This is a genomic window from Micromonospora sp. LOL_025 (genome assembly GCF_048060285.1).
In the GTDB taxonomy this organism is placed as follows: Bacteria; Actinomycetota; Actinomycetes; order Mycobacteriales; family Micromonosporaceae; genus Micromonospora.
Window position 1 is genome coordinate 1 of sequence record NZ_JBHMIR010000030.1, and the last position, 13,491, is coordinate 13,491.

General features: G+C 71.4%; 13 protein-coding genes and 1 pseudogene. 7 read left to right on the top strand and 7 right to left on the bottom strand.

All coding sequences use genetic code 11. The features are described 5' to 3' along the window. Positions 1-106: 106 nt before the first annotated feature. Complete coding sequence (locus ACFHW0_RS26245) at positions 107-820, bottom strand: hypothetical protein (protein WP_416611771.1); 714 nt, start codon at positions 818-820, stop codon at positions 107-109. 246 nt (positions 821-1,066) lie between these two features. Between ACFHW0_RS26245 and ACFHW0_RS26250 the strand changes: the two genes are divergently transcribed. From ACFHW0_RS26250 to ACFHW0_RS26260, 3 genes and pseudogenes are all read left to right on the top strand, one after another. Beyond that, entirely contained in the window at positions 1,067-1,228 is a 162-nt protein-coding gene (locus ACFHW0_RS26250; RefSeq protein ID WP_416611773.1) for a hypothetical protein, read from the top strand. Between the two features lie 58 nt (positions 1,229-1,286). After that, positions 1,287-1,346 (top strand): annotated as a pseudogene (locus tag ACFHW0_RS26255) (hypothetical protein); the annotation flags it as partial. A gap of 109 nt (positions 1,347-1,455) precedes the next feature. Beyond that, positions 1,456-2,358, top strand: coding sequence for an XRE family transcriptional regulator (locus tag ACFHW0_RS26260; RefSeq protein WP_416611775.1), 903 nt, complete (start codon positions 1,456-1,458; stop codon positions 2,356-2,358). A gap of 57 nt (positions 2,359-2,415) precedes the next feature. On the opposite strand, the gene ACFHW0_RS26265 is transcribed toward ACFHW0_RS26260, so the two are convergent. Both ACFHW0_RS26265 and ACFHW0_RS26270 read right to left on the bottom strand, forming a co-directional pair. Continuing rightward, a complete protein-coding gene (locus ACFHW0_RS26265; protein WP_416611777.1) occupies positions 2,416-2,898 on the bottom strand; it encodes a cation:proton antiporter regulatory subunit in 483 nt (160 codons plus the stop codon). Between the two features lie 159 nt (positions 2,899-3,057). Next, positions 3,058-4,644, bottom strand: a complete 1,587-nt coding sequence (locus ACFHW0_RS26270) for a class I SAM-dependent methyltransferase (RefSeq protein ID WP_416611778.1) — start codon at positions 4,642-4,644, stop codon at positions 3,058-3,060. A 30-nt stretch (positions 4,645-4,674) separates the two neighbouring features. Here ACFHW0_RS26270 and ACFHW0_RS26275 point away from each other — a divergent pair, with 30 nt between their 5' ends. Next, the gene (locus tag ACFHW0_RS26275; RefSeq protein WP_416611780.1) at positions 4,675-5,787 is read left to right on the top strand and encodes a hypothetical protein; all 1,113 of its coding nucleotides are present in this window, start codon (positions 4,675-4,677) and stop codon (positions 5,785-5,787) included. A gap of 97 nt (positions 5,788-5,884) precedes the next feature. On the opposite strand, the gene ACFHW0_RS26280 is transcribed toward ACFHW0_RS26275, so the two are convergent. Both ACFHW0_RS26280 and ACFHW0_RS26285 read right to left on the bottom strand, forming a co-directional pair. After that, the gene (locus ACFHW0_RS26280) at positions 5,885-6,502 is read right to left on the bottom strand and encodes a TetR/AcrR family transcriptional regulator (RefSeq protein WP_416611782.1); all 618 of its coding nucleotides are present in this window, start codon (positions 6,500-6,502) and stop codon (positions 5,885-5,887) included. Next, positions 6,499-7,551 carry an alpha/beta fold hydrolase gene (locus ACFHW0_RS26285; protein WP_416611784.1) on the bottom strand — a complete coding sequence of 351 codons (1,053 nt, stop codon included), beginning with the start codon at positions 7,549-7,551 and terminating at the stop codon, positions 6,499-6,501. The genes ACFHW0_RS26280 and ACFHW0_RS26285 overlap by 4 nt, the downstream gene beginning before the upstream one ends. A gap of 464 nt (positions 7,552-8,015) precedes the next feature. Between ACFHW0_RS26285 and ACFHW0_RS26290 the strand changes: the two genes are divergently transcribed. After that, positions 8,016-9,029: a trypsin-like serine peptidase gene (locus tag ACFHW0_RS26290; RefSeq protein ID WP_416611880.1), complete on the top strand. Its 1,014-nt coding sequence runs from the start codon at positions 8,016-8,018 to the stop codon at positions 9,027-9,029. Positions 9,030-9,122: 93 nt separating this feature from the next. On the opposite strand, the gene ACFHW0_RS26295 is transcribed toward ACFHW0_RS26290, so the two are convergent. Next, positions 9,123-9,968, bottom strand: coding sequence for a CHAP domain-containing protein (locus tag ACFHW0_RS26295; RefSeq protein WP_416611786.1), 846 nt, complete (start codon positions 9,966-9,968; stop codon positions 9,123-9,125). A 279-nt stretch (positions 9,969-10,247) separates the two neighbouring features. Between ACFHW0_RS26295 and ACFHW0_RS26300 the strand changes: the two genes are divergently transcribed. Continuing rightward, positions 10,248-11,201: an SRPBCC family protein gene (locus ACFHW0_RS26300; RefSeq protein ID WP_416611788.1), complete on the top strand. Its 954-nt coding sequence runs from the start codon at positions 10,248-10,250 to the stop codon at positions 11,199-11,201. Between the two features lie 26 nt (positions 11,202-11,227). Further along, positions 11,228-12,400, top strand: coding sequence for a zinc-dependent alcohol dehydrogenase (locus tag ACFHW0_RS26305; protein ID WP_416611790.1), 1,173 nt, complete (start codon positions 11,228-11,230; stop codon positions 12,398-12,400). Positions 12,401-12,455: 55 nt separating this feature from the next. On the opposite strand, the gene ACFHW0_RS26310 is transcribed toward ACFHW0_RS26305, so the two are convergent. Further along, positions 12,456-13,454: a hypothetical protein gene (locus tag ACFHW0_RS26310; protein ID WP_416611792.1), complete on the bottom strand. Its 999-nt coding sequence runs from the start codon at positions 13,452-13,454 to the stop codon at positions 12,456-12,458. Positions 13,455-13,491 lie beyond the last annotated feature (37 nt).

Below are 13,491 nucleotides of genomic sequence, written 5' to 3' on the forward strand. Positions count from 1 at the left end.
CGATCAACTACACACGTCCTGGAGAACCAGGCCGCATAACCGAGTCCTCCACGATTCCAGGGGATTGACAGGTCGTCGGCGGCCTTGGCGAGCCGTAGGGCGACCGTCAGAAGCCGTTGGGCGGCGGGGGGTTGCCTGCGTCGTAGGACATGAAGGCGAGCTGGCCGGAGAGCGTTGCGACCGCGCGCATGAGATTGCGTCCGGTGGCGTCCGTGTAGGTGCCACGCAGCATAGGGGAGACCTGGCGCGTAAGTAGATCGATCATGATCGCCCGAGTCCGCCGCGAGCCGCCCCCGTGGCGTCGATCGAGCTCGGTGAAGTGGTCGGCGAGGGCATACAGGGAGTCGATGTCAGCAGTCGTGACCGGGTGCCGGCCGCTGTTCGTCACCGTCTCGTCCGGGAGGTCGTACCGCCACGCGAGGGCAGCCTGCAGGGCTACGTCGTTCTGGAACGCTCCGTTGGCTTGCGGGCAAAGATGCTTGGCGAGCATCCCCCAGAGTTGCTCGGCCGTGTCGACAGCGTGATCGCGAGAATGAGGGTAGTTGGCGTTCGTGGTGACATCTGTGGTCGTGAAGCCGAGTTCTAATGCGGCAACGGGACGCCCGAGCTTGCGGGCGATCGTCTCGGTCATGGCGGCCTGGACGTGCTCGGCCGGGCCACGCCCTCGGAGCCACCAGTACACGCTGGCGGCGTCGTAGCGCCAGGTGCCGTGGACGCGACCCGCGTAGTTGAGCTGACGCGCGAAGGCGGCGTGGGCGTTGCCGTAGCCGGCGGCGCGTAGCAGAGCCTCGAACGCCGCATTCGTGACCGGCCGCGCCATGAATGTGCCTCCAGCTATCGAGTGGCTACCAGCAGTGATGAGCGTATGGGCTGCTGCGGCACCGTGAGACCCGCGCAACCCGGCGCAACCCGGCGCAACCCCGCACCGGGGGCGACGCAACCAGGCACATCGCTCGCCATCTGGTCCGCCGCTCGACTGTCGACTTCGCTGGCCTCAGGAGCCCGCGAGCGCGGCGACACAAGTGCTTCCGTCTACCGCCGCGCTCTCGATCGAGGGGAGATACGGATGCAGGGCGAAGGCTCGGCAAGTCGTGGTGAGCAGGCCGAGGCCGCCGAGCGGGAGGCCGCCAAGCAACGCCTCCTGGAACAGGCCGAGGCGGAGCGCGTACCGGTCGAGGAGACCACCCGGGCGGTGCCGGGCCGGCGGTGGCGGCGTGACCAGCGCTGAGGAGCCGATCGGTCGCCGCGTCGCCCGCTGGCGGGCGCGGCGGCGGATGACGCAGCAGATGTTCGCCGACCGGCTCGGCAGGTCGAAGAGCTGGGTGGACAAGACCGAGCGAGGCGTACGTCCGCTGGACCGCTACCCGGTCATCCAGGAGATCGCCCGCGTGCTGCGGGTCGACCCGCTGGTGCTGCTCGGCGAGCACCGCCCCGCCGCCGATCGGGGCCGGCCCGGTGGACGGGGTCGACGGCATCCGGGCCGCCCTCGCCCGCTACCACGACCACCGGGCGACGGCGTCCGTGGCGGAGACGGGCCGGCACGTCGCGCACGCCTGGCTGACCTACCAGCACGCGCACTACGCCCAGGTGGTGCGGCTACTGCCGAGGCTGCTGCACGCCGCGCAGGGCGTGCGGGCGCAGGAGCCGGGGTTGCTGGTGCAGGCGTACCGGATCACGTCGTCGGTGCTCGTGAAGCTCGGCGAGGCCAACACCGGGTGGCTGGCCGCCGACCGGGCGGTGGCCGTGGCCGGCGGCGACGCGGCGCTGGCGGGGGCGGCGACCGTGTCGGTCGGCCAGGCGCTGCGCGCCCTGGGCCGCGACCGGCTGGCGCTGGTGGCGACGCTGGCCGCCGCGCGCCGCGTCGCGCCCGCGTCGGAGGCGGTGCACGGGACCCTGCTGATCCAGGCCGCGCTGGCCGCCGCCGGCTGCGGCGACGCCCACCGGGCCGAAGAGCTGATCGAGCGGGCCGTCGAGGTGGCGGTGCGGGTCGCCGGGGACGACCCGCACCGCACCGGCTTCGGGCCGGGCGCCGTCGAGGCGGCCCGGGTGGTGGCGGCACTCGAGCGGGGGGACGCCGGGGAGGCGGTGCGCCGGCACGAGCAGGCGGTACGGGGGCAGGCATGGCGGCGGCTGCCGGCCGAGTACCGGGCCGCCTACCTGGTGGACGCCGCGCGGGCGTACCTCCAGGTCGGCGACCTGAGCGGTGCGGCGCGTGTCCTGGTCGACGCGGACGGCGTCGCGCCCGCCGAGGTCCGGTGCCGGCCGCTGGCGCGTACGGTCGTCGCCGAGGTCGCCCGGGCCCACCCGGCGCCGGCCGGCGTGGCGCGCCTGGCGACGCTGGTCGGCCTGACCCGCTGACCGGGCCGGCACCTCCGTTCGGCGGACGACCAGCATGATCCCGGCACCGTTGGCGGCTCAGCCGTCGGTGAACACCTCGCGGAGCTTGACGAGGCTGGCACCGTCGCCGACGACCACCAGCGAGTCACCGGACTGGAAGACGAATTCGGGGTCGGGCGACGGGATCACGCGGTCGTCGCGGATCACCGCGACGATCGACGCGCCGGTGCGGGTCCGCGCCCGCGTCTCACCGAGCCGGCGCCCGACATACGGCGACCGGGCGGGAACCGGCAGGCGTACGGTCTCGACGCCTTCCAACGGCGGCGTCAGCTCCGTCAGGTGGTCCATGACCAAGGGCAGCCCGAGCAGTTCGGCGATCGTCCGCGGCTCCGTGCCCTCCAGCGTCAACGTGTGCCTGACCCGTTCGGGGTCGGCGGGGTCGTAGAGCACGACGTCGCGTCGGCCGTCGAAGTGCACGATCACGGCGCCTCGCTGACCCGCCGCGGTGGTGAAGCCGTACGACTCTCCCACGCCGAACAGCCGGGTCCTCTCCAGGTCCACGTTCCCACCTTCCGAGGATGACGCGCCGCGGTCGAACACCTTGCCGCCCAGACTAGTACTCCGGCCGGGATCCTGAGGATGGCTCGGTGGAGGGCCTGCCGGGCGTGGTGGCTGTGCGCGGCACAGCTCTGGTGACGGCACCGGCCGTGCGTTGGGGCGTCAGGTGTTGACCGGGCGGCGGGCGACCAGGCGCACGTGGGTGACCGGCCAGTCCAGCGGCTCGCCGGCCGGGGTGCTGAGGGCGGCCACCGGGGCGAGACGGTTGGTGACGATCCAGTCGTTGCGGGACGTTCCGCTGGCGGCGTCGATCTCGAAGCCGACGTCGGTGAGCAACGATTTCCAGTCGGCGTACTCCAGGCCGCAGAACTGCTCCTGGGTCTCCGACAGCCAGTTGTCGGTGTAGTCCTTGCGGGTGAGGAAGTCCATGGCGGCACCGAGGGTCAGCTCGACCACGTCGTCCGCCCCGTCCACCGGGCGGTACGCGAACGGGAACCGGTAGTCGACGGCGAACTGGTCCAGCCGGGCCCGGGTCGACAGTGCCCCGACGTACGCCGCCACCTCACCGGGCGGCCCGGCCGCCAGATCGGTACGCGGCGCGGGCGGGTTGACGCCGTCCGTCGTGGTCAGCCGCAGGTGCACCGTCCGGTCCTGGCCGTCCGGCCCGCACACGTCACTGTTGATCCACACCCCGCCGGGCACGGTGTGGTCGTAGAGGGCCTGCACGAACCGGCGCAGCGAGGCCATCCGCTCGCCGTACGACCAGATCTCGTGGGTCAGCGCGAAGGTCATCGTGGTGTCCACCGAGCGCGGCGCGAACACCGCCCCGCCGAGCACGTTGCGCCGGTAGAAGAAGACGTTCGGGTTGGTGAACACGCCCTGCGCCTTCTTGTGGACGCACTCCTCGAACAGGTGCCGGGCCACCTCGACGCCGATCAGGTCGCTCTCCCGCAGGGCCGGCTCCCGGTCGGCCAGTTCCAGCACGGCCCCCGCGCCGCAGCCGACGTCGACGATCCGCCCCGGCCGCACGTGCTCGCGCACCGCGTCCCACTTGCGCTGCGCGCCGTCGCTGAACGCCTCGGCGTACGTCCGGTAGTCGCGGGTGGCGGTCAGTCCGCCCTCGTCGCCGACCACCGGGTCGTTCACCACCGAACGGACCAGCTCGTCGAGCCGGTAGCGGCGGTACACGTCGACGGTTGCCGGGTGGGCGAGGTCCCGCCACGACGGGTCGTCGTCCGCCAGCCGCAGCAGGACGTCCCACGGCCGGACCGGCGTCGGCGCGACGTCGGCCTCCACCCCGGCGATCCGGAAACCGAGCCGCTCGTACATCGCGGCGACCTCCGGCGTGGAGCAGGCGACCACCGTGTCCGCCGGGGTCAGCTCCAACCCGGTGGACGCCGCGACGGTCTTGAGGGTCACCTCGGCGAACCTGTCCGTCGGTACGGTGTCGAAGACCGGTACCACCACGGACCGGAGCCCGGCGAGCACGCTGAACCGCTCGATCGCCGCCTCCCGTCGGTGGTACGGGACCGGGTTGCGCCGGGTGTTCTCGTGGTTGGCCGAGGTGACCGCCCAGACCACCGTCGCCCCGCCGGCATCCTCGCCCCCGGGCGCGCCGTCACCGTCGGCGAAAAAAGTGTCACCGCCGGCGAGCGGGGCGTCGCCCTGCCCCGCGAGCTGGCGGAGGTACGCGGCCTGGAAGCGGGTCAGCAGGTGATGGCGGCCGGGAAAGAGCAGGTAGCGGGGCATGTCACGTTCCTAGCCGATGCCGGGTGGGCGGTGCGCGGCAGGGGTGGGGGCAATCGACATGCTGAGAGTCGGGATCCCGGCGGGGCATCGACCTCGGCGCGTCGCACGCTACGCGACAAAGTCCGAACCGAACGCTACGTTCCACGCATGGTCCGTCACGGCTTCCGCGCAACGGTACCGCTGTTGGTCCTCGCGACGATGTTGTCCGGGTCCAGCTGTGCGGGGGATCCGCCCTCGTTGTCGACACCGCCCACGCAGATGATTCCTTCCGCCGGGGTCCCGCGCAGCAGCGGTATAACGGTCACCCCCGAGCAGCTGTCGATCTCGGACCCGTGCGGGCTGCTGAGTCCACCGGCCCTGTCGGGGTTCGGCCGGGTCTCGATCGAGCCGGGTTCGCAGTTCACCACCTGCCAGGGGGCCATCAGCCTGGCCGACGGCGGCACCGCCTCGGTGAGCAGTGAGTTCGCCTTCAGACCGCACGAGGGGGCGTCGCTGACACCGGTCGACCGGAACGGCGTCACCGTCTACGACGCCCCGGGCGACTCGAACGGGTGCAGCCGCTACATCGTCGTCTCCGACCACGCCACCATCACCGTCACCGCGGGGCTGGCGCGGCGTCCCGACCTTCTCTGTGACATCGCGAACGCCGCGATCGACGGGATGCTGCCCCAACTGGTGCGCGGCGGGTTGCAGCCGGCCGACCTGCCTGCGGATTCGCTCGGGGAGCAGGACGCCTGCCGCCTGTTCGACCACACCGAGATCCGGCGGATGACCGGCATCGACGCCCGTCAGGTCCACCCCGCCTTCAACGGGCAGGGCTGCGAGTGGAACACCGGCACGGAACGCGGCCCGAGCGTGCTCGTGTCGTTCCGGCGGACGACGCAGCCGAAGATCGACGAACGTACCGACCGCGCGATCACCATCGACGGGCGTACGGCGATCGCCGATCCGTGGGTCGGCGGCGCGCTCAAACTGCCGAGCTGCGAGGTCCAGCTCGTCCACCCGCCATTGGACCGTCCCACATCCGTCAGGGAGGTCGAACAGTTGAGCGTGAGCGTCTACACCGAGGCGCCCGAGGAGTCGAACTGCGTACCCGCGATCGAGCTGACCAGCGCGGCCCTGGGCAGGCTGCCGCGGGGCTGACACCGCCCGAGGCCCCGCCCGCCGGCAGCTCGCGTCCGGCTCGCCGAAGATCGCAGGGCCAGCGCCGACGGTGCCGGCTCGTCTCCAGGCGCTGCGGTCACGCCTGCCGCAGTGCCGTGCGGTGCAGCATGTCGACGACGGCGTCCGCCGCGGCTCGCAGGTCGTAGGAGCGGTCGGCGAGGAACTCCGCGACCACCGCGTCGATCGCACCGCCCAGCACGATCGCCGTGGTGCGCGCGTCGAGCGTCGCCCGGTATGCCCCGGCCGCCTTGGCGGCTTCCACCAGATCGGCCAGGGGACGCCATCGTTCCGGCGAGCCCGGCCGGTCGGCGATGCCGGTGTCGTGGTCGTCGTCGAGCGACTCGACGATGACCCGCACGTGATCGGGATGCGCGCCCAGGTACCCGATGAGCCCGCGCACGTAGGCGTCCACCTGGCCGGCCGGCGTCGCCGCCTGCGCGATCAGCGCCCCGACGTGCTCGGTCAGCCCGGTGATGACCGTGTCGTAGGCGGCGCGGATCACCGCCCGCTTGTTGGCGTAGTGGTAGATGACCGCCGCCTTGGTGATGCCGGCCGCCTCGGCGATGCGTTGCAGCGAGCAGCCCGCGTACCCGTGCGCGGCGATCAGCCGGATGGTCACCTCGACCAGTTGGGCGCGGCGGGCCTGCTCGGTGAAGGTGAGCGGTCGCGCCCCGGCCTGGCGGCCGGTGGTCACGGCGCCGCCGCCAGGAACGTCCCCACGTCCGCGGCGATCCGCTCGGGCTGCTCGCCGTTGACGGCGTGGGTGGCGCCCTCGTAGAAGCGGACGGTGGCCCGGGGGAGCGTCGCCTCGGCCGTGCGCCGGGCCTGCCGGGCGTCGTGCATGACGGACGCCTCGGCGAGGATCACCAGCGCTGGCAGGTCGAGGCCGCGCAGCTGTTCGTCGGTGAACCGGGTGGGGGCGGGCAGATCGAGCGAGTAGTGCCGCATGCCCGACTCGATCATGTCGGCGACCGGCTCGTCCTCGACCGGCGCACCACCGGCCGTCCAGCTGTTGAAGCTGTCGCGCCACGATTTCGGCGCCCATCGCACAAATGCCGGGATCGATCGCACGATCGTCTCGAACGGCAGGTCGGCGAACGTCACCGCCGGATCGATGAGCACCACACCGGCGATCTTCCCGGGCTGGCGGATCGCCACGTTCGCCGCGGTCCAACCGCCGATGGAGTATCCCACGAGGTGCACCCGCGGCTCCGGCAACTGCTGGAGCACCTGGTGGAACCACGCCGCCTGGTCCGCGTGGTCCTCGATCGGGCGGGCCTGCACGCTCATGCCCGGCTCGCCGAGCAGATCCATGGTGTACACGGAACGCAGCCGTAGCAGCTCGTCGAGGTTGTCGGCCCAGAGCGGCGATGCCGAGGCCCGGCCCGGAACGAGCACGAGCGGGGCCAGCCCGGGGTTGGCGCCGTCGAACCGGTAGAGCCGTACCACGCCGTACGTGGTCCGCACGTCCAGCGAGGCGGAGGGCGGCGGCAACTCGGCCATCGCCCGATCGTACGCGGCGGCGAACCGGTCCCGACCCTCCGCCGAGGTGAAGTATCCGACGGGGGCGGTGTCACGCAGCGCCCACCAGCCGACGAGGACCAGCAGCACGGCGATCACGGCCACCCTGAGCCATCTTCGAGGGTGGCGCCACCACCGGAGTCGTCGCGGGCCGGCGGCGGACTGCCCGACGTCGTTCGGCGTGACCGGCGGTTCGGGGTCGGCGCTGCTCGTGTCGGTCATCGTGCTGCTCCTTTGACCGGTGCGTCGGATCGACGGCGGCGATCGGCGACTGACCGCCTGGTATGAACACTAACCACATGGTTAGTGAATGTCGAGTCGGCTCGATGTCAGTGCTCGGCGGGGTCGGCTGCCGTACGGCTGGCCGAATCGACCATCGACGCTGGCTGTGCGGCGCGGCTGAACTCCCTCGCCCCGGCTGGCGGTCTCCCGTGGCCGCAATTTCCGGCTGTCGATAGCTGCGAGCGCCTTCAGCTTGGGAGAATGAATTTGCAGCGATGGGATTTGCGAGGTCAATTTCGGGGCTTCTGTTCGGGGTGGGCACGCTTTGTTTGCCGCCGGTCGTGGTCCTTATCGGTCGCCAAGGAGCCAGTGTCAATTACCTGTCATTCCATTACGTTGCGATCAAAGTAATTCGATCGCTACGTTTCACTGGTCCACAAAGGAGTACCCGGAAAAGGGGGCAACTGTTGAGATCAACCCTACGCTGGTCGGCATCGGCCAGCCTGGCGCTCGCGCTGGTGCTGACCGCTCCGGCGGTGGCCCAGGCGAAGCCGACCCCGGTCGAGAAGAACGGCAACACCACCACCGTCGCCCGCACCAGTGACGGCCGTGCGATCACCAACGAGAAGATCGCCCAGGAGGTCACCAGGTTCTGGACGCCGGAGCGGATGGCGAACGCCGTCGACCTCGACCTCGCGAAGTCGCCGAAGGCCACCGAGTCGACGACCCGGGCGCCGAAGCCGGACGGGCCGGCGGGCTCGGTCGCGCCGGTGCGACCGAGCGTCGCCAGCGGCGCCGACGTCGGCATCCAGCTCAACGAGTCGGCGGTCGTCGGCAAGGTCTACTTCACCACCCCCAACGGCGGCGGCGCCTCCTGCTCCGCGAGCGCGGTCGCCAGCGGCAAGGCGCGACTGGTCATGACCGCCGGGCACTGCGTGCACCAGGGCGCCGGCGGGCAGTGGTACAGCAACTGGCAGTTCGTGCCGCGGTACCGCGACGGCGCGCGGCCGTTCGGCACGTTCGTGGCGTACCAGCTCGCGGCCCGCACCGCGTGGATCAACAGCAGCAGCTACGACGAGGACATGGCCATCGCCATCATGCACAACGGCGGTAACTGGGGCCTGAAGGTCGTGGAGACCGTCGGCGGCCACGGCATGCGCTGGAACTGGGGCTACAACATCTCCCTGATGACCGCCCTCGGCTACCCGTCCAACCTCGGTGGGGGCGAGAGCCAGTACTTCTGCCAGAGCGGCACCTGGCACGCCGGTGGCCAGCAGATCCGGATGTGGTGCAACATGACCTACGGTTCCAGCGGCGGACCGTGGTTGCAGGAGTACAACGACCAGAACGGCCTCGGGTTCATCAACAGCGTCGTGAGTCACGGCGACAACCCGGGCAACGGGCAGTTCGACGGCCCGTACTTCGACGACGACATCAAGAGCCTCTACGACTTCGCGGAGGGTCTCTCCCCGGCGTAAGGCACGTGACGGCAGAGCCCCGGCCAGCGGCCGGGGCTCTGCGCGTGGTGGTGCTCCGTCAACGGCGGGAGGTATCCCGTTCGGGGCGGAGGGTCACTTGAAGCGGATGAACTTGGAGAACTGGTTGTTGGCGGTCCCCACCGACACCGTCCGGTGGCTGTACCTGTCGGCGGATACGTAGTTGTACTCGTCGATCTCGAACGTGCCGTTCGCGTTCACCCGGGTCACGAACGCGACGTGACCGTAGGTGCCGCCCAGGCGGACCGCGACGTCACCGGCCTTCGGGCTGTTGTACACCGGCACGCCGGCGCGTCCGGCGGCGGCGACCCACTCCTTGGCGTTGCCCCAGCGCGCCTGGCCCTTGTACTGGTTGTGGAAGGCGACGCCGACCCGGCTGCGCACCGCCCAAGCCGCGAAGCTGGTGCACTGTCCCTTGTAGAAGTTCCAGGGATCGATGCCGGAGGTCTGACCCTTGTAGGGGTAGTCGTCCCTGGCCGGGTAGCTGGACCCGGCGGAGATCAGCTGGTGGGAGGCGTTGTTGTTCTTCAGCGTGGAGCTGAGGTTCTTCTTCGCCCCGGGCGCGAAGTCCTGGTACGCGTGGGAGCCGTTGTAGCCGGTGTTGTAGTAGACGCGCACCGTCTTGCCGGTGCGGTTCCACGCCGAGGCGGCGTTGTTCTTGATGCACTGGCCCTTGCCGCCGCCGGCGCCCTTGAACTCGTAGCAGCCCGGCTGGGTCGAGCCGTAGTCGGCGAGCGAGCCCGCGTGATCGGAGACCGAGCCCGCGTGGTCGCTGTTGTAGTAGTAGCAGAACTCGCCGCTGTTGCAGGCTCCGTCGCGGGACGCGGCCTGGGCGGGCGCGGCGACCGCCAGGACGCCGAGAGTCGCGCTCAGCACGCTCGCACTGAGGGCACCGAGGACGCGAACGGTGACCGTGGGCATGATCACTTCCCTCCTGGGGTGGGTGAGGAGGCACTCACGCTACAAGCCATCGATCAACCGCCATACCCCTCAATCGCGGGCGGCGAGCACCGCCCGCGCCCCCATCCGGCGCTCGTCGGCGCGGCCGGACCGGCAGGCGCGGAGCCCGCGACGACGGAGGCGGGTTGTGTGCCGATTCGGGGTTCGTTAGGCGATTCTCGGGCATAGCGTCAGGCGTGGCGGCATCCCGCCGCCGGACCCACCCGGGGGCGGGTCAGGACGATCTGACGGTGGTGCGACGTGGACGAGACCGATCCGATGATGCTGGATCAGCGGGGACGACGCGGCCAGGGCGCGGGGCTGCCCCGGCTGCTGGGCGCGGTCAGCCTCGCCCTCGGGGCCGGCAGCCTGCTCGCCCCGCGCGCGGTGGCCCGGCTGACCGGCGTGGACGACTCACGCGCCGCGGGCGGGGTGATCATGGCCGTGGGCGCCCGCGAGCTGGTCCACGCGGCGGGTTTGCTCGGCGGCCGCCGGCCGGCCGGCTGGGCGTGGACCCGGGTGGCCGGCGACGCGCTGGACCTCACCGTGCTCGGGCGGGCCTGGGCGGACCGGTGCGGCGAGCGGCGTCGGCGGGTCGGCCTCACCACCGCCGCCGTCGCCGGCATCGCCGCCGTCGACCTGGCCGCCGCCGTGCGCGCCGGACGGGCCCGGGCCGCGCGCCGGCGGGTCATCGACATGGAGGTCGCGGTCACCGTCAACCGGTCTCCGGCCGAGGCGTACCGGTTCTGGCGGGACCTGGAGAACCTGCCTCGGTTCATGTCCCACCTGGAGTCCGTACGCGCCGACGACCTGCGCCGGTCGCACTGGACCGCGCGCGGCCCGGCCGGCCGCCGGGTCGAGTGGGATGCGGAGATCGTCGACGACCAGCCGAACCGGTCGCTCGCCTGGCGGTCGCTGCCCGGCACCCGCGTGCCCAACGCGGGTCGGGTCCGGTTCGTGCCCGCGCCCGGCGACCGCGGGACCGAGGTCCGGGTGCGGCTGCGCTACGCCCCGCCGGCCGGCGCGCTGGGCCGGGCCGTGGCGAAGCTCTTCGGCGAGGAACCCGAGCAGCAGGTGCGCGACGACCTGCGCCGGTTCAAGCAGGTGGTGGAGACCGGCGAGGTGGTCCGCTCCGAGGGCAGCCCGGACGGCATCTCCGTACGCCAGCAGGTCATGCAACGCCCCGCCCAGCCGCTGCCCGTCGCCCGCCGCTGACCGCCCGTCACCAGAGAGGACGAACGATGAAGGCCACCGCCTGGATGGGCAAGGACAGCGTCAAGGTCGTCAACGTGCCCGACCCGACCATCATGAACGCGCGCGACGCGATCGTGCGGATCACCACGACCGCCATCTGCGGTTCCGACCTGCACCTCTACCACGGCTACATCCCCGCCATGCGCAAGGGCGACATCCTCGGCCACGAGTTCATGGGCGAGGTGGTGGAGGTCGGCCCGCAGGTACGCAACCTGCGCCCCGGCGACCGGGTGGTGGTGCCGTTCCCGATCGCCTGCGGGCACTGCTCCTCCTGCCAGCGCGGGCTCTTCTCGGTCTGCGAGAACTCCAACCCCAACGCCGGGGTGGCCGAGAAGATCATGGGGCACTCGCCGGCCGGCATCTTCGGCTACTCCCACCTGCTCGGCGGCTACGCCGGCGGCCAGGCCGAGTACGCCCGGGTGCCGTTCGCCGACGTGGGCCCGATCAAGGTTCCCGACGAGGTGCCCGACGACCAGGCCGTGATGCTCGCCGACGTGCTGCCGACCGGCTTCATGGGCGCGGAGATGTGCGACATCAAGCCGGGCGACGTGATCGCCGTCTGGGGAGCCGGCCCGGTGGGGCTGCTCGCCGCCGCCAGCGCCCGGATGCTCGGCGCGGAACGGGTGATCGTCATCGACCGGTACCCGTACCGGCTGCGGCTCGCCGAGGAGCACACCGGCGCGGAGACCATCAACTACGACGACACCGACGTGCTCGACGCGCTGAACGCGATGACCGCCGGCCGGGGGCCCGACGCCTGCATCGACGCCGTCGGCCTGGAGGGACACCACGGCAACACCGCCGTCTACGCGTACGACCGGGCCAAGCAGGCAGCCCGGGTCGAGACGGAACGGCCGTTCGCGCTGCGCCAGGCCATCCTCGCCTGCCGCAGCGGCGGTGTCGTCTCGGTGATCGGCGCGTACGGGGGCTTCGTCGACAAGTTCCCGATGGGCGCGTTCATGAACCGATCGTTGATCATGCGTACCGGTCAGTGTCACGTCCAGCGCTACACCCGTCCGTTGCTCAACCGCATCCAGCGCGGCGACATCGACCCGAGCTTCATCATCAGCCACCGGATGCGGCTCAAGGACGCGGCCAAGGGCTACAAGATCTTCCAGAAGAAGCAGGACGAGTGCACCAAGGTCGTCCTCAAGGTCTGAGCCGGGCCCCGGGGACGGCGGGACAGCGCCGTCCCCGTACCCCGTCCGGGCCGGCTCAGGCCCAGGGGGCCGTCGGGTACCAGGGGATGATCTCGCGGCGGGCGAGCAGCCGCACGTCCCAGTAGAGGAAGGTGAAGGCGCCGGCGACGATGAACGCGACCGCGGTCAGGACCGCCAGGCGGCTCGGCCGGGCGCTGAACCAGCGTTGCAGGCGGGAACCGGCGAGCCAGGCCAGCAGCAGGAACAGCACCGCCATGATGACGATGTTGCCGAGGGACTGCAGCGTGAACGCCGCCGCGCCGTAGAGCGGGTTGCCGCTCTCGGCGGCGTCCCGGAACATCTGCCGGAACAACGCGAAGGGCCGGCCGATCAGGAAGCCGGCGATCAACGCGCCCATGAAGACCATCGGGGCGTTGGGGAACCGTCGGGCGATCCGGGCGAACGGGTCCGGCACGACGCCCAGCGCGGCCAGACCGAGATAGATCATGATGAGCCCGATCGCACCGAAGACCACCATGGACTGGATGCTCCTCGGGGACAGTCCGCCGGGGGCGTTGGGCGCGGTGGAGAACTGCGGCATCGACGTGCCGACCAGGCCGACGACCGCGCCGTAGGCGGCCGACACCGCGACCATGCCCACCGACATCCAGCCCAGTGGCTTCAGCGGCGCGACGATCCGGCTGAACCTGCCGCCCGTGGTGCCGGTCAGCGGGGCGAGGGCGCCGAACGCGGCGATGTTGCAGGCGGTGAACGTGCCCGCGATGCCGGAGACGAAGGCGAACATGACGCCGGCCGCGATGCCCTGGATGGGCGTCTCCTTGGCGTCGTGGCCGAGCAGCGTGTTGGCGACGTTGTCACCGATGGTCCGGTCCACGAACTCCGCCGACCAGATGACGGTCAGCAGGAACCCGCCGAGGACGCTGAGGAGGATGATCAGCCCTCGCCGCCGGGGAAAGTGCCCGTTGACGAACGCGGACGTCCCGACCCGCGCGGTGTCGGGGCCGAGCCGGACGGGCGCGTCGGGTCGCCGGGGGGACCTCTGGGTCTGCGTCACATGCGCTCCTCAGGTTGGGGAGGGGCCGTCGGGGAGG

Coding starts and splice junctions, on each gene's coding strand:
- ACFHW0_RS26245 (WP_416611771.1), bottom strand. CDS start 820: ATGGCGCGGCCGGTCACGAATGCGGCGTTCGAGGCTCTGCTACGCGCC.
- ACFHW0_RS26250 (WP_416611773.1), top strand. CDS start 1,067: ATGCAGGGCGAAGGCTCGGCAAGTCGTGGTGAGCAGGCCGAGGCCGCC.
- ACFHW0_RS26270 (WP_416611778.1), bottom strand. CDS start 4,644: ATGCCCCGCTACCTGCTCTTTCCCGGCCGCCATCACCTGCTGACCCGC.
- ACFHW0_RS26285 (WP_416611784.1), bottom strand. CDS start 7,551: ATGACCGACACGAGCAGCGCCGACCCCGAACCGCCGGTCACGCCGAAC.
- ACFHW0_RS26295 (WP_416611786.1), bottom strand. CDS start 9,968: ATGCCCACGGTCACCGTTCGCGTCCTCGGTGCCCTCAGTGCGAGCGTG.
- ACFHW0_RS26305 (WP_416611790.1), top strand. CDS start 11,228: ATGAAGGCCACCGCCTGGATGGGCAAGGACAGCGTCAAGGTCGTCAAC.